Here is an 18,791-nt window from a genome sequence, read left to right as displayed (position 1 = left end):
ATCGCACAGGCCGATCCGGCTAATCTCCTCTTCAGACGAAACGCGGCCCTCACCGGCCACTCTGATCGAGGAGACCCTGACCATGATCGACAATCGCACCGCCCCCTATGCCGCCTTCCTGCTGCGCGTCGGCCTCGGCTTGCTGTTCCTGGCCCATGGCCTTGTGCTGAAGGTGCTGACCTTCACCATCCCCGGCACCGTCGGTTATTTCGAGAGCATCGGCTATCCCGGCTTCTTCGCCTATCTGGTGATCCTGGGCGAGATCGGCGGCGGGCTGTTGCTGATCGCCGGTGTCTATACCCGCTGGATCGCGCTGGCCCTGCTGCCGATCATGATCGGCGCCACGCTGCAGCATGTCGGCAATGGCTGGGTGTTCAATTCGCAGGGCGGCGGTTGGGAGTTCCCGGCCTTCTGGACGGTCCTGCTGGTGGTGCAGTCGCTGCTGGGTGAGGGCGCCTTCGCGCTGAAGGTTCCGGCGCTGAACACCCAGGCGGCCCGTCGCGAACTGGCCTGATCCGCAACCGGAAACGGCATTCCTTGGCGATGCGGAGCGGGGAGGGGGCAATTTGCCTCTTCCCCGTTCCGCGTCGCCGTCCCATTTGGTAGACAGGACGGAGACCAACCGGAGAGCCTGATGACCGTTTCGCCGAACGACCAGCACAAGACGGATTCGTCCGGGGTCCTGAATCTGCTGGACGACCTGATCGCCAAGGCGCGCGCCGCCGGTGCGGATGCCGCCGATGCCGTGCTGTTCGACAGCGCGTCCGTGTCCCTTTCCCATCGGCTGGGCCAGACCGAAAAGCTGGAGCGCTCCGAATCCGGCGATCTCGGCCTGCGGGTGTTCGTCGGCAAGCGGCAGGCCATCGTCTCCTCGACCGACCGCAGCGGCAAGGCGCTGGACGAGCTGGTCGAACGCGCCATCGCCATGGCCCGCGTGGTGCCGGAGGACGGCTTCGCCGGCATCGCCGATCCGGAGCAGCTGGCCCGCAGCTGGCCCGACCTCGACATCTGCGACAGCGAAGAGCCTTCGGCGGAAACGCTGATCGAGCGGGCGCGAATCGCCGAAGAGGCGGCGCTGGCGGTTCAGGGCGTCACCAACTCCGAAGGGGGCGATGCCGGCTGGAGCCGCTCGACCATCGCGATCGCCGCGTCGAACGGTTTCGCCGGTACTTATGGCGTGTCCCGCCAGTCGCTGTCCGCCTCCGTTCTGGCCGGGACCGGCACGGGGATGGAGCGCGACTATGATTATGACAGCAAGGTCTATGGCGCCGACCTGCGCGATCCCGCCGAGATCGGCCGCGAAGCCGGCGAGCGCGCCGTCCGCCGCCTGAACCCGCGCCGGGTCAAGAGCTGCAAGGTGCCGGTGTTCTTCGACCCGCGGGTATCTCGCGGCCTGCTCGGCCACCTGACCGGCGCCATCAGCGGTCCCAGCATCGCCCGCGGCACCAGCTTCCTGAAGGACAAGATGGGGCAGCGCATCTTCGCCCCCTCCATCACCATCGTCGACGATCCGCATGTGAAGCGCGGTCTGCGCTCCCGCCCCTTCGACGCGGAGGGCGTCGAAGTGTCGCGCCGCACGATCATCGAGGACGGCGTGCTGACGACCTGGCTGCTCGACCTGCGCTCCGCCCGGCAACTTGGCCTGCAGACCACCGGCCACGCTGCCCGCGGCACCTCCGGCCCGCCCGGCCCGGCCCCGGCCAACGTCTACATGGCCGCCGGCAAGCGCAGCCGCGCCGACATGCTGGCGGAGATCAAGGATGGCTTCTACGTCACCGACCTGATGGGCATGGGCGTCAATGGCGTCACCGGCGATTACAGCCGCGGCGCCGGCGGTTTCTGGATCGAAAACGGCCAGATCACCTATCCCGTCAACGAGATCACCATCGCCGGCAACCTCAAGGACATGTTCCTGAACATGGAGGCCGCCGACGACCTGGAGCTGCGCTTCGGCATGGATGCGCCGACCGTGCGCATCGACGGCATGACCATCGCGGGCATGTAAGTCGGCGGCATAAGGCCGCACGTGGCGGAGGCAACTCCGCCCGTCTCTTCATCACTTGGCATCGTTCTTGCGCAGACAGCGGGCAACCCAAAGCGGGTTCGCCCGCTTTTTGTGCTGCATTTCCGCCACTCCGCCTGTCCAAACGTCAGCTAGGCCCTTGCGCATATCTGCCTGATCTGTTAGCAATCTGCCGCTTTTTTGGGCGAAATGCTGAAGGTTTGTGCAAATGGATGCGGCAAAGACGGGTGGCGACGTCCTTTTCGTGCTAATGGGCGCGGTGATGGTGCTGGCGATGCATTGCGGCTTCGCCCTGCTGGAGGTCGGGACGGTCCGGCGCAAGAATCAGGTCAATGCGCTGGTGAAGATCCTGTCGGACTTCGCCATGTCGACCATCGCCTATTTCTTCGTCGGCTATACGGTGGCCTATGGCGTCGATTTCTTTGCCGACGCCCACACGCTGGTCGGCAAGGGCGCTGGCGGCTTCGCGGCCTATGGCTACGACCTCGTGAAGTTCTTCTTCCTGGCGACCTTCGCCGCCGCGGTGCCGGCCATCGTGTCGGGCGGCATCGCCGAGCGCGCCAAGTTCTGGCCGCAGGCCGGCGCCACCCTGGCGCTGATCGCGCTGTTCTATCCGCTGCTGGAAGGCACGGTGTGGGGCACCCGCTTCGGTCTGCAAAGCTGGATGGCGGCGACCTTCGGCCAGCCCTTCCATGATTTCGCCGGGTCGGTGGTGGTGCATGCCTTCGGCGGCTGGGTGGCGTTGGGCGCCGTGCTGAACCTGGGCAACCGCCGCGGCCGCTATCGTCCCAACGGCTCGCTGATCGCCATCCCGCCGTCGAACATCCCCTTCCTGGCGCTGGGCGCCTGGGTGCTGTGCGTGGGCTGGTTCGGCTTCAACGTGATGAGCGCGCAGGTTCTGGACGGCGTGACCGGGCTGGTCGCCCTGAATTCGCTGATGGCGATGGTCGGCGGCATCGTCACCTCGCTGGTCATCAGCCGCACCGACCCCGGCTTCGTCCACAACGGCGCGCTGGCCGGTTTGGTGGCGGTCTGCGCCGGCTCCGACGTCATGCACCCGCTGGGCGCGTTGCTCACCGGCGGCATCGCCGGCCTGCTGTTCGTCTGGGCCTTCAACAAGTGCCAGATCAACTGGAAGATCGACGACGTGCTGGGCGTGTGGCCGCTACACGGGCTGTGCGGCCTGACCGGCGGCTTGCTGGCCGGCGTCTTCGGGCAGGAGGCGCTGGGCGGCCTGGGCGGCGTGTCGATCCTCAGCCAGATCGTCGGCACGCTGGGCGGCGCCGGCTTCGGATTCGCCTCAGGTCTGGCGGTCTACGGCCTGCTGCGCGTCACCGTCGGCATCCGCCTGGACCCCGAACAGGAGTACAAAGGCGCCGACCTGTCGTTGCACCACATCACCGCGTACCCGGAAGAGGACGCGCCGGGCATGTAATGCGCCGCGCACAACTCCGCCGCCCCTTGGCCAACTCTTGCTTTGCCGGGGCGGCGGCTTTAGTGTCCGGCGCGAACTCCTCCCCCTCACGACGCCGGATTTTGACCGCCCCATGAAGGCCGCCATCGTCGTTTTCCCCGGCTCCAACCGCGAACGCGACGCCGTCGCCGCGCTGGAGGCCGCCAGCGGAACCAAGCCGTATCTGGTCTGGCACCGCGACACCGAACTGCCCAAGGTCGACCTGATCGTCGTGCCCGGCGGCTTCTCCTATGGCGATTACCTGCGCTCCGGCGCCATGGCGGCGCATTCGCCGATCATGCGCGAGGTGAAGGCGCGGGCCGATCAGGGCGTGCGGGTGCTCGGCATCTGCAACGGCTTTCAGATCATCACCGAGGCCGGTCTGCTACCCGGCGCGCTGATGCGCAACGGCGGGCTGAAGTTCATTTGCCGCGTCCAGCATCTGCGGGTGGAGAACACCGACAGCCCCTTCACGGCGAAGTACGCCAAGGGTCAGGTCGTCCGTTACCCGATCGCCCATGGTGACGGCAACTATTGGACCGACGCCGAAACGGTGAAGCGTTTGGACGGCGAGGGCCAGGTGGCCTTCCGCTACATCGCCGACGAGACCCGCGCCGATCCGCGTGGCAATCCCAACGGTTCGGTCACGGACATCGCCGGCATCTTCAACGCCAAGCGCACCGTGCTGGGCCTGATGCCGCACCCCGAGGACGCGGTGGAGGCCCTGCACGGCAACACCGACGGCAAGCCCATGTTCGAAGGTCTGGTGGAGGCCCTGTCGTGAGCGCTGAAGCTACCAAGGCGCAGGAGCGTCCGGTCACCGCCGAACTCGCCAAGGAGTTCGGCCTGTCCGCCGAGGAATACCAGAACGCCCTGGACATCCTGGGCCGCACCCCGACCTTCACCGAACTGGGCATCATCTCGGTCATGTGGTCGGAGCATTGCTCCTACAAGTCGTCCAAGGTGTGGCTGAAGACGCTGCCGACTACCGGCCCGCAGGTGATCTGCGGCCCCGGCGAGAATGCCGGCGTGGTCGACATCGGTGACGGCGACGCCGTCATCTTCAAGATGGAGAGCCACAACCACCCGTCCTACATCGAGCCCTTCCAGGGCGCGGCGACGGGCGTCGGCGGCATCCTGCGCGACGTGTTCACCATGGGCGCCCGACCCATCGCCAACATGAACGCGCTGCGCTTCGGCTCGCCCGACCATTCCAAAACCCGCCATCTGGTGTCGGGCGTGGTCGCCGGCATCGCCCATTACGGCAACTGCGTCGGCGTGCCGACCGTGGGCGGCGAGACCAATTTCCACCCGGCCTTCAACGGCAACATCCTGGTCAACGCCATGACCGTGGGTGTGGCCAAGACCGACAGGATCTTCTATTCGGCCGCCGCCGGCATCGGCAACCCGGTCGTCTATGTCGGGTCCAAGACCGGCCGCGACGGCATCCACGGCGCCACCATGGCCTCGGCCGAGTTCACCGAGGATTCGGAGGAGAAGCGCCCGACTGTGCAGGTCGGCGACCCCTTCACCGAAAAGCTGCTGATCGAGGCCTGCCTGGAGCTGATGGAGACGGATGCCATCGTCGCCATCCAGGACATGGGCGCGGCCGGCCTGACCTCCTCTTCGGTCGAGATGGCCGGCAAGGGCGGTCTGGGCATCGAGCTGACGCTCGACACCCTGCCGATGCGCGAAGAGGCGATGACGCCCTATGAGATCATGCTCTCCGAAAGCCAGGAGCGCATGCTGATCATCCTGAAGCCCGGCCGCGAGGAGGTGGCGAAGGCCATCTTCGACAAGTGGGAGCTGGACTTCGCCGTCATCGGCCACCTGACCGACACCGGCAACCTCGTCATCAAGATGTATGGCGAGACCTGGTGCGACATGCCGATCGCCCCGGTGTCCAACGCCGCCCCGGAATACAACCGCCCGTGGGAGCCGACGCCGAAGGCGTCCGACCTCGACGACAGCGCGCTGACCGGCTATTCCGGCGACCTGGGCGACACCCTGACCAAGCTGTTCGGCTGCCCCGATCTGGCCTCCAAGCGCTGGATCTGGGAGCAGTATGACAGCCTCGTCGGCGGTGACACCCGCTTCATGTCGGGTCAGGCCGACGCCGCGGTCGTCCGCGTGCCGGGCCAGACCAAGGCGGTCGCCATCACCACCGACTGCACCCCGCGCTACTGCTTGGCCGATCCGGTCGAGGGCGGCAAGCAGGCCGTGGCCGAGGCGTGGCGCAACCTGTCGGCGGTGGGTGCCCTGCCGCTCGCCATCACCGACAACATGAACTTCGGCAACCCCGAGAAGCCGCGGATCATGGGCCAGTTCGTCGGCGCCGTTCAGGGCATTGGCGAGGCCTGCAAGGCGCTGGACTTCCCGGTCGTGTCGGGCAACGTCTCGCTCTACAACGAGACCAACGGCGAAGCCATCCTGCCGACCCCGGCCATCGGCGGTGTCGGCATCATGCCGGATGCGATGATCGCGGTTGGCATCGCCTTCAAAAACGAGAGCGATGTCATCCTCGTCGTGGGCGACACGAAGGGCCACATCGGCCAGTCGATCTTCCTGCGCGAGATCCTCGGCCGCGAGGAGGGTGCGCCGCCGCCGGTCGATCTGGCGGTGGAGCGCCGCAACGGCGACTTCGTCCGCGGCCTCATCCATGAAGGTCTGGTGGTGTCGAGCCACGACGTGGCCGACGGCGGCGTGATCGTCACCATCGCCGAGATGGCGCTGGCCGGCGGCATCGGCGCCTATCTGACCGGCTTCGACGGCGCCAGCCCGCGCGTGCTGTTCGGCGAGGACCAGGGCCGCTACGTCCTGGCCGTCCGTCCGGACGTTGCCGCGACGGTGCAGGAGAAGGCCAAGGCGGCCGGCGTTCCGGTCAGCGTGCTGGGTGAAACCCGCGGCACGTCGCTGTCGGGCCGTGGCGGTGACATCGTCTCGCTGAAGCGCCTGCGCGAGGCCAACGAAGGCTGGCTGCCGACCTACATGGCTGCCGAGCTGTAAGACGGCCGAACGGCTGGACGGCCGTGCTGTAGAATGATTGGCGGGGTCGCTTCCTGTGAAGCGACCCCGTTCGTTTTTCGGCGATCATTCCTTGCCGAACGTCCGCCATCGTGTACATACCGAAGGATCGCGCTAAACTCGCCATCCAAAAGGGGTTGGATCGGCGTATCAACGCGCCTGGAGGCGGGGGAATGGGGTTTTCAGTCACCTTCTGGGGCGTGCGCGGCACGATTCCCTGCCCGATGGCCTCGCATCTGGGATTCGGCGGCAACACGTCCTGTGTCGAAGTGCAGGCGGGAAAGCAGCGGATCATCATCGACGCCGGCACCGGACTGCGGATGCTGGGCCGCAAGCTGCTGGCCGAGGGGGTGACCAGCGCGACACTGCTGCTGAGTCATACCCATCTCGACCACATCAGCGGTTTTCCCTTCTTCGCACCGGCCTACACCAAGGGGTTCGACCTGCGGGTGGTCTCCGGCCATCTGGCCGGCAGTCCCGACATCGAATCGGTGATGGCGCGCCAGATGGAACGGCCGCTGTTCCCGGTGCCGCTGCGCACCATGGGCGGCAACCTGAGTTTCCTGGAGGTGCCGCCCGGCCACAGCTTCAAGCTGGAGGGCGGGGTGCGAATCCACACCGCGGCGCTGAACCACCCCGATGGCGCCACCGGTTACCGGATCGAGTATCAGGGCCGGTCGGTGGCCTATGTCACCGACACCGAACATGTGCCGGACCAGCCCGACCGCAACATTCTGAACCTTGTCGATGGCGTCGATCTGCTGCTCTACGACTCGACCTACACGGACGAGGAATGGGCGCAGCGCGTCGGTTGGGGCCATTCCACCTGGATGGAGGCGGTGCGGATCGCCCGCGCGGCCCATGTGAAGACGCTGGGCCTGTTCCATCACGATCCCGACCACGACGACGCCACCATGGAGCGGATCGAGGCGGCGGCGAAGGCGGAGTTCCCAAACTGCTTCGCCGCGCGCGAGGGAACCACCATCTCCCTCGACTGACTTTCCCTGCGCATCGGGCATTATGACCGCCACCATCCTGATTCTGTTCACCGCCACCTATCTGGGCATGGCTCTGGGGCGCTTTCCCGGTCTCAGCATCGACCGCACCGGCATTGCGCTGGTCGCGGCGATCCTGCTTCTGGCTGCCGGTGCGCTCGACACCACGCAGCTGGTCGCGGCGGTCGATTTTCCGACGATCTTCATCCTGCTGGGGCTGATGATCCTGTCGGCGCAATATGCCGGCAGCGGTTTCTACGACTGGTGCGCGCTGAAGGTGGCGCAGGCGGCGCGCTCGCCGGCCCGGCTGCTGGCGGTGATCGTGCTGGTCGCCGGCGGCTTGTCGGCGGTGCTGGCGAACGACGTGGTCGTCTTCGCGATGACGCCGATGCTGTGCCTGGGCTTGCAGGCGCGCAAGCTGGACCCGCGACCCTACCTGATCGCGCTCGCCGGGGCGGCCAATGCCGGATCGGCGGCCACGCTGATCGGCAACCCGCAGAACATCCTGATCGGTCAAGTCGGGCACCTCGATTTCTGGCGTTTCCTGGCGGTCTGCGGCGGGCCGGCATTGGCGGCCATGGCCATCGTCTACGGCACCGTCTGGCTCGTCTGGCGCGGGCGCTTCGGCATGCCGCAGGAGGGCGGGGCGCCGGTGGCGCCGGTGGCGCTCGACCGCTGGCAGCTGGGCAAGGCGGTGGCGGCGACGCTGGTGCTGCTGGTGCTGTTCACCCGCGACATTCCGCAGGAGCATGCGGTGCTGCTGGTCGCCGGCGTGATGATGATCAGCCGGCGCATGGCCAGCCGCGACATGCTGGGGATGGTGGACTGGCATCTGCTGGTGCTGTTCGCGGCACTCTTCGCCATCAACCACGCGCTGGGGCTGACCGGCATCCCGGCGGCCCTGGTCGGCGACCTGCAGGCGGCGGGATGGCTTCCCGACCGGCTGGCGGTGATGCTGCCGCTGGCGCTGGCGGGCAGCAACAGCATCGGCAATGTGCCGGCGGTGATCCTGCTGCTGGCCGCCTGGCCGTCGCCGCCGGAGGGGGCGCTCTATGGTCTGGCGCTGCTGTCGACCCTGGCCGGCAACCTGCTGCTGCCGGGCAGCCTCGCCAACATCATCGTGGCGGAGCGGGCAGCGGCGGCCGGTGTTCGGCTGGGCTTTGTCGAGCACGCCCGCTGCGGTGTGCCGATGGCGCTGCTGTCGATGGCGCTGGCGGCGGTCTGGCTGTGGGCCGGCGGCTGGATGGGACTGTGACGCCGGATCCGTGGCGTTGGCCGTGACCATGCTGTGATCGTCCGCCCCGCAAGCCCCTTCTTCCGGGTGCGACAAATGGGGTACTCTGTTCGTGCACCGATGTATGTGTGCCGGGGTGGGGGAGCGCTGTGGGTCTGGTCGGCCAATTCCTTGAATTTATCGAAAGTGCGCCGAACCAGTCGCTGCGATCGCTCAGCGATCGGGTGCTGCGCAAATGCCGCGACCTGACGGGAGCGGAGGCCGGCACGATCTTCATGCTGCGCGGGCAGGGGCGGCACCGGCATCTGGAGGCGGTCAGCGCCCAGAACGACGTGATCCGCGCGAAACCGACGCTGTTCTCGGTGCCGGTGAGCCAAGCCTCCATCGTCGGCTATGTCGCGGCGACCGGCGAGACTCTGCTGCTGGAGGATGCCTACGCCATCGCGGAGGATCGGCCCTATAGCTTCAACCCCGCCTTCGACCAGCGCACCGGTTTCCGCACCCGCTCCATCATGGCCTTCGCGCTGAAGGGCTTCCGCGACCGGCCGATCGGGGTGGTGCAGCTGATCAACCGCCGCCCGGAGGAAGGGCCGCCCGCCTTCCTGCCCGAACATGAGCAGATGATCGCCCCGGTCAACCACATCGTCGGCAGGGCATTGGAGCGCGCGGCGACGCTGGAGCGCCTGACCGAGCGTAACCGCGCCCTGACCCAGGAGCGCCGCCGCGTCGCCGAACTGCAGGCGGAGACGGAGCGCGCCTTCATGGTGTCGGTCAACCTGCTGGCCCGCGCCGCCGAGGTGCATGACGAGGACACCGGCAACCACATCCTGCGCGTCAACGAATACTCCCACGCGCTCGCGACCTGGGCCGGCTGCAGCCGCGCCTTCTGCAATGAGATCCGCTTTTCCGCCGCCCTGCACGATGTCGGCAAGATGAGCGTCGATCAGGCGGTGCTGCACAAGAAGGGCCGGCTCGACGACCGCGAACTGGCGGAGATGCGGCGCCATCCGGTCTACGGCCACGACATTCTGGTCGCGTCGGATCGGCTGAAGATGGCCGCCGAGATCGCGCTGTACCACCATGAGCAGTGGGCCGGCACCGGCTATCCCCGTGGCTTGAAGGGGGAGGAAATCCCGCTGGCCGCCCGCATCGTCGCCATCGCCGACTGCTACGACGCCCTGCGCAGCGCCCGGCCCTACAAGCCGTCATTCAGCCACGAGAAGGCGGTCGACATCCTGCTGAACGGTGACGACCGCTTGGATCCCAGGGTGCATTTCGATCCGCGTCTGCTCTCGCTGTTCGCCGGCCGCCATGCGGAATTCGATGCGATCTGGGAGCGGCTGAAGGATCAGGAGATTGTTGCGGTCTGAGACTGGCGCGGTCTGAGAAGCCGGCGGATCACTCCGCCGGGTTGGTCGCGGCAAGCGCACGGCGGCGGACCCAGCGGAAGCTCTTGACCCCGATCCACAGGCCGCCGATGGCAAGGCCGCTCAGCAGCAGGATCTTCGGCCCGTCCTCGCCGATCGCGGCGGCGGCTTCACCGAACAGGTAACCGGCACCGGCGAAGGTCCAGGCCCAGATGCCGGCGGCGATGAAGTTCCAAAACAGAAAGCGGGACCAGCGCATGCCGGAGGTGCCGATGGCGACCGACGCGATGTTGCGCACGCCATAGAGGAAGCGGAAGACTAGGATGAAGGCGACGCCGTACCTCTCCAGCCAGCTCAGGACCCGGCAGGCATGGGCATCGGCGGACGGAAAGCGGGCCAGGGCCTTTTTGCCCCAACGGCGTCCCAGCCAGAACCAGACCTGATCGCCCAGGAAGCTGCCGATCCACACCGAACCGACCAGCCAATACAGATTGACGATGCCAAGTTTGGCGCCCATCCCGCCGAAGATTACAAATGTTTCACCTTCAAAAAAGGCCCAGAGAAAGGCCATCGGGTAAAAGGCGTTCCCCCATTCCTGCAACCAAGTGATCCAGTCCAAAGACCCCTCCGGGAGACGTCGCTTGTAGGTTCGGCGGGCCCGGTGGCGCTTTGTAACCGCTATATTGTGCGATGCGGCATGTAGAGCGTGGGCTGGGACAGATCATGACATAAAGCCGCGCGGTTTGTCTCGGAAACTTTATTGACTAAGGGGCCGCCCCAACGGTGAGACGTGGCTCAGAAGTCATCCCCGGACAATTCGCCGACAGCCTGCCGCGCAGCGCGCAAAAGGGCTGGATTGGGCTCCGTCGGGACATCGCCATCCTCACCGTCGGCATCGCCGCGGTCGGGGGCGGCGCGGCGCTTCAGTTCGCGCGCCGCCTCGATCAGCAGATGGGCCAGCCGCTGATCGGGCAGTGCCTGCACCAGCGCCCGAAGCTCGGGGTTGGACAGGGCGGCCGGATCGAAGGCCGGAGGCGGCGGTGGCGGAGCCGGCGGAGCGAGCGGCAGGGTCGCGACAGTCGCCGCCATCACCGCCGACCTGGGCAGAGGGGCGGCCTCCCGCACCACATCGACCGCGACCTGGGCGGCCATCGTCGAAGCTGTGGCGCCCGCGGCAGCCCGCGCCCGGCGCGGCTTGCGCGCCGGTTCGGTCTCCGGCAGATCGTCGAACAGAAGCCGTTGGACGCTCATCGCTGCGGTTGCCCCCTGCGCTCCGCCAATATCGCCGGCGCTTCCCGCTCCGGCCATTCCCTGTTCACCCGCGGTTTGCGGTGTGTTCTCTTTTCATTCTAGAAAGCGCGCCCGGTTTGTCGAGCGGATTCTGACGGCTATGTCCACGGGCTATTTTTGGGGACCATGTTGAAGAGCCATCGCTTCGAGGAAGCGTTCCGGTCGCAGCACCCGCGTTTCGCCGGCCCGGCGCACCGACAGAAGTTGGCGGTCGACCGTCACCAACCAGGGCACCGATCCGCCGACGGCGGCGGCGAGGAACATGTCGTCTTCCGGATCGCGGCACAGGCGCCCGACCGCGGCGGGGGCGACCAGTGCCGTCTCGTCCCTGATGCGATCCAGGAAGGTGCGGCGATCTGCCGCGGCGGCGTAGCGGTCGAAGGTCGGCCGCATCAGCACCTCGTCCAGCTCCGCCAGCGTTTCGGCGCTGCCGACGAGGCCATGGTCGGCGCGCACCCGTTCGACGCAGCGGCGGATCGCGTCGTGCCGGCGTGCAGCGGCATCGCCCAGCAGCGCATAGGCAACCAGGATGTTGGTGTCGAGCACGGCCCGGACCGGCATGGGAGCCGAAGGGCGAACCGCGTCGGGGGCAGTGGAGTCACGGCTGAGCATTGATATATTGCAGGACCATCGCGGTTGAAGTTGTCGGGGCCGATGCGAAGCGTCTGTTGTGGGCAGGGGCGCTTTGCGGTAAGAACCCCGCAAGGTGTGAACGGAACCTTTAGGACGGAAGTATCGGCATGACCAGCATCCTCGTCGTCGACGACAGCCGACTGGCGCGCAACATGGTCTCCAGCGTCATCGCCTCTCTGCGGCCTGACTGGACCATCGTCACCGCGGCCAGCGGCGAAGAGGGGCTGGAGATCGTCGGCGACGTACCGCCGGTCGCCGCCATCGTCGATTACAACATGCCGGGCATGGATGGGCTGCAGCTTGCCGAGCGGCTGAAGGAGCGCTTTGTCGGGCTGCCCATCGGCCTGCTGACCGCCAACGTGCAGGACACGCTGAAGCGCAAGGCGGAGGCGTTGGGCGTCCGTTTCATCGCCAAGCCGATCACCTCGGACAAGATCCGCGACTTCCTCGCTGCGGCCGGGCAGTGACGCCGATGGCCGACTCCACATCCGCCGGCCCGGCATCGGAAGACCCGCTCCGCCTCGACGCCGACGAGGCCGACGCCATCGCCGAGCTGTTCAACATCGGCATGGGCGAACCGGCCGCCGCGCTCAGCTCCATGCTGGGGGAGGAGGTGCATCTGTCGGTGCCGTCCTTCGCGGTATCGACCCGTGCCCGCATCACCAGCGAGGTGGGCGGCGAGTTGGAGGGTGACCAGCCGGTCTGCGCCGTGCGCGGCGCCTTCACCGGCCCCTTCACCGGCGAAGCGATGCTGATCTTCCCGGAACGCGGCACGCTGGCCCTGGTCGGCCGCCTCGTCCCCGTCGACCCCGCCGCCGAGGCGCCGGGCGAGATGGAGCAGGATGCGCTGACCGAGATCGGCAACATCATCCTGAACGGCTGCCTCGCCAGCCTGTCCAACCTGATCGGCGGCGAATTGTTGGGCGCGGTTCCGGGCTACGGCACCGGCGCGCCGGCGGCGGTCATCGGGTCCGCCACCGACCCGGTGCTGTTCGTGCGCATCGACATGGCGCTGGCTGCCGGCGATGCCAGCGGACACGCGCTGTTCCTGCTGGACATCGCGTCATTGGACGCCTTCCGCGAGGCGATCCGGCGGGCTTTGGCGGGGTTGTGAGGGGGAGATTGAAGGGAGGGTGAGGCTTTTGCCCCCTCCCTAACCCTCCCCCACCTTTGGTGGGAGAGGGGACTGCCGCTGCTTCGGCATTGAAGTACCGCTGCCAAGCCTCCTACCCCCTCCACCGCGATCGGATCGGCCTTCGGCCGACCGAGGGCGGGGGAGGGATGGGGAGGGGGCAGAGAACGGAAGGGAGGCGCGAACGCCCCCCCAGCCTCACCCCTCGATCTTCGAGAAGTCGGCCACCGCGTTCAGCGTCGTGCGGATCTGCGTCAGCAGGCGCAGGCGGTTGGCGCGCAGGTCCTTGTCCTCCGCGTTCACCGTGACCTTGTCGAAGAAGGCGTCCACCGGGCCGCGCAGCTTCGCCAGCGCCGCCATGGTGCCCGTGAAGTCCTCCGCATCCAGCAGCGGCTTGGCGGTGGCCGAGGCCTCGTTCAGCGCGGCGAACAGCGCCTTTTCCTCGTCCTGGGCCAGACGGTCGGCATCGACCGGCTGGTCGAAGCTCGCGCCGTCCTTCTTCTCCTCGATGCGGACGATGTTGGACGCGCGCTTGTAGGCCGCTGCCAAGTTGGCGCCCTCGTCGGAGCCGACGAAAGCCTGCAGAGCCTTCACGCGGGCCAGCAGCCGCACCAGATCGTCCTCGCCGCCAAGGGCGAACACGGCATCGACCAGATCGTGACGGACGCCCTGCTCACGCAGCACCACCTTCAGACGGTCGGCGAAGAACGACATCAGGTCAGCTTCGATGCCGCTATAGTTTGCGGGAGTTCCGCGCCCTTCGAGGCGAGAGGTAAGAGCGTCAGCAACAAAGCGACCGTACTGGGTCTTTGCTTCGCCGAACACCTCCGACAGCTTCACCCGCAGCCCGTTCTCCAGCACCAGCCGGATCACGCCCAGCGCGGCACGGCGCAGCGCATAGGGGTCCTTCGAACCCGTCGGCTTCTCGTCGATGGCGAAGAAGCCGACCAGCGTGTCGATCTTGTCGGCCAGCGCCACCGAAACCGAGACCGGCGCGGTCGGGCAGCTGTCCGACGGACCCAGCGGCTTGTAATGATCGGCGATCGCGTTGGCGACGTCGGCGCTCTCGCCCTGGCCGAGCGCGTAGTAGCGGCCCATGATCCCCTGAACCTCGGGGAACTCGCCGACCACTTCGGTCACCAGATCGGCCTTGCACAGCAGGGCGGCGCGGCTGGCGGCGTCGCTGTCGGCACCGATGGCGCGGGCGATCTCGGCGGCCAGCAACTGCACGCGGGTGACCTTCTCGGCCACCGTGCCGAGCTTAGCGTGGAAGGTGATCTTCTCCAGCGCCGGGACGCGGGCTTCCAGCTTCGTCTTGCGGTCCTGGTCCCAGAAGAACTTGGCGTCGGACAGGCGGGCGCGCAGCACGCGCTCGTTGCCGGCGACCACGGCCTTGCCGCCGTCCAGCGTCTCGGTGTTCGCCACGACGATGAAGCGCGGGGCCATCCGGCCCTCGGCGTCCAGCACGGCGAAATACTTCTGGTGGGTGCGCATGGAGGTGATGAGAACCTCCGACGGCACGTCCATGAAGCTCTCGTCGATGCTGCCCATCAGCACGACCGGCCATTCCACGAGGCCGGCGACCTCCTCCAGCAGTGCGTCGTCGGGCGACAGGGTCAGGCCCTGGGCCTTGGCCAGCGCCTCGGCGTCGGCCTTGATCTTGGCCTTGCGCTCCTCGCGGTCGAGCACGACCTTGGCGGCGCGCAGCTTCTCCTTGTAGTCGGCGAAGCTCTCCACCGTGAAGGCGTCGGGCGCCAGGAAGCGATGGCCGCGCGTGCCGTTGCCGAAGGCGATGCGGCCCTGGGTGCCGCCGATGTCATAGCCGCCGTCGAGCACGCGTCCGCCGAACAGGGCGATGATCGAGTGCAGCGGACGCACCCAGCGCACGGTGCCGGTGCCCCAGCGCATCGATTTCGGCCAGGGCAGCTCGGCCATGGCGGCGGGAATGATCTCCGCCAGCACTTCGGCGGTCTCGCGGCCCTTCTTCTCGGTCACCGCGAAATAGAAGACGCCCTTGCCGGTGTCGCGCTGCTCGCACTGGTCGAGGCTGTCGAGGCCGGCAGACTTCAGGAAACCGGCGACCGCCTGCTCCGGCGAGCCGACGCGCGGACCCTTCTTTTCCTCGCGCACGTCGGCGGTACGCTCCGGCAGCCCGTCGACCACCAGGGCCAGACGGCGCGGGGTGGAGTGGGCTTCGGCCTTGGCGAAGGTCAGGCCGTTCGCCGCCAGCTTGTCGGTGACGAGACGTTTCAGGTCGTCGGCGGCCCGCGCCTGCATGCGGGCGGGGATTTCTTCGGAGAAGAATTCGATCAGGAGTTCGGTCATGGGATTACTTCGCCCCCGTCCAGGCTTCACAGCAGGCCTTGGCCAGCGTGCGCACGCGGCCGATATAGGCGGCGCGCTCGACAACGCTGATCACGCCGCGGGCGTCCAGCAGGTTGAACAGATGCGACGCCTTGATGCACTGGTCATAGGCGGGCAGCGCAAGATTCTGCGCCACCAGCGCCTGGCACTCGGCCTCGGCGTCCTTGAAATGCTGGAGCAGCATGTCGGTGTTGGCGAACTCGAAGTTATGCTTCGAATATTCGATCTCGGCGCGCTTGAACACGTCGCCGTACTTCACGCCCTGGCCGTTGAAGTCCAGGTCGTAGACATTCTCCACGCCCTGCACATACATGGCGAGGCGCTCCAGACCATAGGTCAGCTCGACCGCGACGGGGTCGCATTCGATGCCGCCGACCTGCTGGAAATAGGTGTACTGCGTCACTTCCATGCCGTCGCACCACACTTCCCAGCCCAGGCCCCAGGCGCCCAGAGTCGGGCTTTCCCAGTCGTCCTCGACGAAGCGGATGTCGTGCAGCGCCGGGTCGATGCCGATGGCGCGCAGGCTGTCCAGGTAAAGCTCCTGCGCGTTGGCCGGCGAGGGCTTCATGATGACCTGGTACTGGTAATAGTGCTGCAGGCGGTTCGGGTTCTCGCCATAGCGGCCGTCCTTCGGCCGGCGCGACGGCTGGACATAAGCCGCCTTCCAGGCGTCGGGACCCAGCGCGCGCAGCGTGGTCGCCGGGTGGAAGGTGCCGGCGCCGACCTCCATGTCGTAGGGCTGCAGGATGACGCAACCCTGCTCCGACCAGAACTGGTGGAGCTTGAGGATCAGGGCCTGGAACGACAGGCCGCGGCGGTCGGCGGAGTTTCCGCCGTCGGAAGTCCCGATCTGGGAGGCCATGGACGGTCCACAATAGAAATGTTGAAAACGCGCCGCACGATAGGCGGGTGCCTTCGCCAAATCAAGCCGCAGCGCGGAGCGCGATCAGGCAGCTACGCGGCGGCTGCCGTTGCGGTCAGCGGCCGTAGGGGCAGGCGGGGCGGCCGCAGGACACGGCGGAGCGGGGGGCGACATAGGCGCCGCATTCCGGACACTTCTCCATGTCCTCCGCCTCCACGGCGTAGGTGCCGGCGTCGCGCGTCGAAGCACCGGATGCGGCATCGCGCCGTCCGGACTGGTTGGGGCCGGACTGGTTGGAGCCGCCCTGGCGGCGGGCGGCGGTGCGGGCGCGGCCGATTTCCTGCACGCGGTTGACCCAGCGCCAGCCGAACCACACCGCGCCGATCACCAGCGCAAGGAGAATAATCTTGGACAAGGACATCATCGCCGGCAACCCGTCTGATCTCCCGGGCATTCAGCCCGCAGGCGACGGGAAGTCAAGAGAATAGGGTGGAGATGGAAAGGGCGGGACCGCCGCACGGGTGGCGGCGGTCCCGTCTGGCCGCTTTACTTGGCGGCGACCGCCGGGCGCCAGCTGTAGACCGGGACGACACCGTAGGTGCGGGTCATGTCGGCCTGCCGCACGCTGCGCACCAGCACTTCCGCACCGGTCGCGACGCGGATGTCGGTGCCGAGCAGGCCGCAATCCTCCGGCACGATGTTGACGCACTGGGTGGCGTCGACCCGGCTCAGCACGATGTCGAAGGGCAGGCCGTTGCGGGCGTAGACGCCGAGCAGGCCGGGGGCGGAGGTCGCCGTGCGCAGTGTCACCACCCCGGCCGGCAGCGCGCGGTCGCTGGGCGCGGTCGGACGCTGGTTGTGGCTTTCGTCCCACACGGGCTGGCCCGAGGAATCCAGCTTGGACTGGGCTGCGGCGGCGCCGCTGAAGCCGGTGAGGGCCAGGGTTGCGCCGCTCATTGCCGTCAGGGCCAGAACCGCCATCCGAAACCGCGACATCATCGTACTCCGTTCTTGTGTCCGTTCTTCTTGTCCCCCCACGGTCGCGGGACCGGGAGGCGCGCTACTATATGGGATGCCGGACGCTTCGCCACCCTAGCCCAGAACGCCTAGGGTGTTTCGCTTAGATGAATGGGTAGTACCGACAGTTCGCTCTGGACGGACGGCTGATGCCTGTGAATGATGATTCGTCCATGCGTTGTCTGACACGGTGCCGCCATGTGTTTTCGGTTGTCGATTATCCTCGACCTGCGCGCGAGACCGCGGCTCCCTGCAAAGGATATTCCCGGCTTGGGTTTTCCGTCTTCGCGGTGCTTTCTGATTGGCGATGGTGGCATCCATGGGTGAACCGGTTCTGGAAACCGCGCGTCTGATCCTTCGGCCCACGCAAGCGGAGGACTTCGACGCCTGGGCTGCGATGATGACCGATCCCCAGGCGACCGTCTTCGTCGGCGGCCTGCAATCGCGATCCGTGGCATGGCGGGGGTTCGTCGGCATGGCCGGTGCCTGGGCGATCCAGGGCTTCGGCATGTTTTCGGTGATCGAGAAGGACAGCGGCCGGTGGGTGGGGCGGGTCGGCCCGTGGGTGCCGGAAGGCTGGCCGGTGACGGAGGTCGGCTGGGTTCTTCCACGCGAGTGCTGGGGGCGCGGCTATGCGATGGAGAGTGCCGTCGCGGCCATCGACTGGGTGTTCGAGCATCTCGGCTGGACCGAGGTCGTCCATTCGATCCACCCGGACAATGCGGCCTCGCAGGCCGTGGCGCGCCGGCTTGGTTCCCGGATCCGCGGTTCGGGTCTTCTGCCCGAACCGATGGTACCCGCGGAGGCCGATTTCTGGCGCCAGACCCGGGAGGAGTGGTTCGGCGGCGGTCGCGCTCAAGCAGTCCGGTCACTGCGGAGTCGGGCCTGCTGATCCGATGGTCTGACGGTAGTAATATTCCCGAGCCATGCAACTTTTTTAGCTTGTTCGAGGCTGAGCCTTCACAGTACCGTTGTCATGTCCGCTGGAACTGGCCGACATAAATTGTGGAGGCGATGAACATGGCCGACTCGACGGCTCTCGATCTCTTGAAGTCCCTCGCTACCGACCATGGCTTTCGCAGCCAGTTGCAATCGCTCGACGCACAGGGGAAGCGCGATCTTCTCCAGCGTTGCGGCTTCGGAACGCTGACGGCGTCCGACATGCGCACGGCTGCTGCAAACGTCTTCGGTACGCAAGCCGAGGCTGCTCCGGCTGTTGCTTCCAACCTCGCTCCGAGCGCAGGCATGGTGACCGATGTTGCCGCCAGCGCGTCTGCGATCGAGACGGCCGACGGTCGTACGTTGGCTCCGCGGCATGTTGCGATGAGCGCGTCTGCGATTGAGACGGCCGACGGTCGTACGTTGGCTCCGCGGCACGTTGCGATGAGCGCGTCTGC

19 protein-coding genes are annotated in these 18,791 nt (G+C 67.1%); 12 read left to right on the top strand and 7 right to left on the bottom strand.

Going from position 1 to position 18,791, the window contains the following annotated elements; genetic code table 11:
* Positions 1-82: 82 nt before the first annotated feature.
* The 8 genes from TSO5_RS02460 (at position 83) to TSO5_RS02425 (ending at position 10,099) form a co-directional block, all read left to right on the top strand.
* Entirely contained in the window at positions 83-514 is a 432-nt protein-coding gene (locus TSO5_RS02460) for a DoxX family protein (RefSeq protein WP_109150086.1), read from the top strand.
* Positions 515-634: 120 nt separating this feature from the next.
* Positions 635-2,005 carry a metallopeptidase TldD-related protein gene (locus tag TSO5_RS02455; protein ID WP_109150085.1) on the top strand — a complete coding sequence of 457 codons (1,371 nt, stop codon included), beginning with the start codon at positions 635-637 and terminating at the stop codon, positions 2,003-2,005.
* 226 nt (positions 2,006-2,231) lie between these two features.
* A complete protein-coding gene (locus TSO5_RS02450) occupies positions 2,232-3,458 on the top strand; it encodes an ammonium transporter (RefSeq protein ID WP_109150084.1) in 1,227 nt (408 codons plus the stop codon).
* Between the two features lie 112 nt (positions 3,459-3,570).
* Positions 3,571-4,260: a phosphoribosylformylglycinamidine synthase subunit PurQ gene (gene purQ / locus TSO5_RS02445; protein WP_109150083.1), complete on the top strand. Its 690-nt coding sequence runs from the start codon at positions 3,571-3,573 to the stop codon at positions 4,258-4,260.
* Entirely contained in the window at positions 4,257-6,482 is a 2,226-nt protein-coding gene (purL, locus tag TSO5_RS02440; RefSeq protein ID WP_109150082.1) for a phosphoribosylformylglycinamidine synthase subunit PurL, read from the top strand. Before purQ ends, purL begins: the two co-directional genes overlap by 4 nt.
* Before the next feature lie 191 nt (positions 6,483-6,673).
* Positions 6,674-7,498 carry an MBL fold metallo-hydrolase gene (locus tag TSO5_RS02435; protein ID WP_109150081.1) on the top strand — a complete coding sequence of 275 codons (825 nt, stop codon included), beginning with the start codon at positions 6,674-6,676 and terminating at the stop codon, positions 7,496-7,498.
* Between the two features lie 22 nt (positions 7,499-7,520).
* The gene (locus tag TSO5_RS02430) at positions 7,521-8,750 is read left to right on the top strand and encodes an SLC13 family permease (protein ID WP_109150080.1); all 1,230 of its coding nucleotides are present in this window, start codon (positions 7,521-7,523) and stop codon (positions 8,748-8,750) included.
* Positions 8,751-8,857: 107 nt separating this feature from the next.
* Positions 8,858-10,099 carry an HD domain-containing phosphohydrolase gene (locus TSO5_RS02425; protein ID WP_282183472.1) on the top strand — a complete coding sequence of 414 codons (1,242 nt, stop codon included), beginning with the start codon at positions 8,858-8,860 and terminating at the stop codon, positions 10,097-10,099.
* Between the two features lie 28 nt (positions 10,100-10,127).
* On the opposite strand, the gene TSO5_RS02420 is transcribed toward TSO5_RS02425, so the two are convergent.
* From TSO5_RS02420 to TSO5_RS02410, 3 genes are all read right to left on the bottom strand, one after another.
* Positions 10,128-10,667 carry a DedA family protein gene (locus tag TSO5_RS02420; protein ID WP_109075624.1) on the bottom strand — a complete coding sequence of 180 codons (540 nt, stop codon included), beginning with the start codon at positions 10,665-10,667 and terminating at the stop codon, positions 10,128-10,130.
* Positions 10,668-10,891: 224 nt separating this feature from the next.
* A complete protein-coding gene (locus tag TSO5_RS02415) occupies positions 10,892-11,347 on the bottom strand; it encodes a hypothetical protein (RefSeq protein WP_109150079.1) in 456 nt (151 codons plus the stop codon).
* A gap of 150 nt (positions 11,348-11,497) precedes the next feature.
* The gene (locus TSO5_RS02410) at positions 11,498-11,932 is read right to left on the bottom strand and encodes a putative toxin-antitoxin system toxin component, PIN family (protein ID WP_247870550.1); all 435 of its coding nucleotides are present in this window, start codon (positions 11,930-11,932) and stop codon (positions 11,498-11,500) included.
* Between the two features lie 194 nt (positions 11,933-12,126).
* Here TSO5_RS02410 and TSO5_RS02405 point away from each other — a divergent pair, with 194 nt between their 5' ends.
* Together TSO5_RS02405 and TSO5_RS02400 are read left to right on the top strand one after the other, a co-directional pair.
* Positions 12,127-12,486, top strand: coding sequence for a response regulator (locus tag TSO5_RS02405; protein ID WP_109150077.1), 360 nt, complete (start codon positions 12,127-12,129; stop codon positions 12,484-12,486).
* A 5-nt stretch (positions 12,487-12,491) separates the two neighbouring features.
* A complete protein-coding gene (locus tag TSO5_RS02400) occupies positions 12,492-13,133 on the top strand; it encodes a chemotaxis protein (RefSeq protein ID WP_109075639.1) in 642 nt (213 codons plus the stop codon).
* A gap of 216 nt (positions 13,134-13,349) precedes the next feature.
* Here TSO5_RS02400 and glyS read toward each other — a convergent pair whose 3' ends face one another.
* From glyS to TSO5_RS02380, 4 genes are all read right to left on the bottom strand, one after another.
* Positions 13,350-15,476, bottom strand: coding sequence for a glycine--tRNA ligase subunit beta (glyS, locus tag TSO5_RS02395; RefSeq protein WP_109150076.1), 2,127 nt, complete (start codon positions 15,474-15,476; stop codon positions 13,350-13,352).
* Between the two features lie 4 nt (positions 15,477-15,480).
* Entirely contained in the window at positions 15,481-16,377 is an 897-nt protein-coding gene (locus TSO5_RS02390; RefSeq protein ID WP_109150075.1) for a glycine--tRNA ligase subunit alpha, read from the bottom strand.
* Between the two features lie 115 nt (positions 16,378-16,492).
* Positions 16,493-16,801, bottom strand: a complete 309-nt coding sequence (locus tag TSO5_RS02385; protein WP_109150098.1) for a hypothetical protein — start codon at positions 16,799-16,801, stop codon at positions 16,493-16,495.
* Between the two features lie 122 nt (positions 16,802-16,923).
* On the bottom strand, positions 16,924-17,376 hold the full coding sequence (locus tag TSO5_RS02380) for a hypothetical protein (RefSeq protein ID WP_247870549.1): 453 nt from the start codon (positions 17,374-17,376) through the stop codon (positions 16,924-16,926).
* Between the two features lie 337 nt (positions 17,377-17,713).
* Here TSO5_RS02380 and TSO5_RS02375 point away from each other — a divergent pair, with 337 nt between their 5' ends.
* Together TSO5_RS02375 and TSO5_RS02370 are read left to right on the top strand one after the other, a co-directional pair.
* On the top strand, positions 17,714-18,286 hold the full coding sequence (locus TSO5_RS02375; RefSeq protein WP_109150074.1) for a GNAT family N-acetyltransferase: 573 nt from the start codon (positions 17,714-17,716) through the stop codon (positions 18,284-18,286).
* Positions 18,287-18,414: 128 nt separating this feature from the next.
* Positions 18,415-18,791, top strand: a 377-nt coding sequence (locus TSO5_RS02370; protein ID WP_146203658.1) for a hypothetical protein, incomplete at its 3' end; no start/stop codon positions are given.

Origin of the sequence: Azospirillum sp. TSO5 (assembly GCF_003116065.1) — a bacterium.
In the GTDB taxonomy this organism is placed as follows: domain Bacteria; phylum Pseudomonadota; class Alphaproteobacteria; order Azospirillales; family Azospirillaceae; genus Azospirillum.
Note: the sequence above shows the minus strand (reverse complement) of the source record. Positions and strands in the feature narration are given on the sequence as shown.

Excerpts from the sequence above, each read along its gene's own strand:
- TSO5_RS02435 (WP_109150081.1), top strand. The coding sequence starts at position 6,674 with ATGGGGTTTTCAGTCACCTTCTGGGGCGTGCGCGGCACGATTCCCTGC.
- TSO5_RS02405 (WP_109150077.1), top strand. The coding sequence starts at position 12,127 with ATGACCAGCATCCTCGTCGTCGACGACAGCCGACTGGCGCGCAACATG.
- TSO5_RS02390 (WP_109150075.1), bottom strand. The coding sequence starts at position 16,377 with ATGGCCTCCCAGATCGGGACTTCCGACGGCGGAAACTCCGCCGACCGC.
- TSO5_RS02400 (WP_109075639.1), top strand. The coding sequence starts at position 12,492 with ATGGCCGACTCCACATCCGCCGGCCCGGCATCGGAAGACCCGCTCCGC.
- TSO5_RS02415 (WP_109150079.1), bottom strand. The coding sequence starts at position 11,347 with ATGAGCGTCCAACGGCTTCTGTTCGACGATCTGCCGGAGACCGAACCG.
- glyS (WP_109150076.1), bottom strand. The coding sequence starts at position 15,476 with ATGACCGAACTCCTGATCGAATTCTTCTCCGAAGAAATCCCCGCCCGC.
- TSO5_RS02430 (WP_109150080.1), top strand. The coding sequence starts at position 7,521 with ATGACCGCCACCATCCTGATTCTGTTCACCGCCACCTATCTGGGCATG.
- TSO5_RS02420 (WP_109075624.1), bottom strand. The coding sequence starts at position 10,667 with ATGGCCTTTCTCTGGGCCTTTTTTGAAGGTGAAACATTTGTAATCTTC.
- TSO5_RS02460 (WP_109150086.1), top strand. The coding sequence starts at position 83 with ATGATCGACAATCGCACCGCCCCCTATGCCGCCTTCCTGCTGCGCGTC.
- TSO5_RS02450 (WP_109150084.1), top strand. The coding sequence starts at position 2,232 with ATGGATGCGGCAAAGACGGGTGGCGACGTCCTTTTCGTGCTAATGGGC.
- purQ (WP_109150083.1), top strand. The coding sequence starts at position 3,571 with ATGAAGGCCGCCATCGTCGTTTTCCCCGGCTCCAACCGCGAACGCGAC.
- TSO5_RS02385 (WP_109150098.1), bottom strand. The coding sequence starts at position 16,801 with ATGATGTCCTTGTCCAAGATTATTCTCCTTGCGCTGGTGATCGGCGCG.
- TSO5_RS02375 (WP_109150074.1), top strand. The coding sequence starts at position 17,714 with ATGGGTGAACCGGTTCTGGAAACCGCGCGTCTGATCCTTCGGCCCACG.
- TSO5_RS02380 (WP_247870549.1), bottom strand. The coding sequence starts at position 17,376 with ATGATGTCGCGGTTTCGGATGGCGGTTCTGGCCCTGACGGCAATGAGC.
- TSO5_RS02455 (WP_109150085.1), top strand. The coding sequence starts at position 635 with ATGACCGTTTCGCCGAACGACCAGCACAAGACGGATTCGTCCGGGGTC.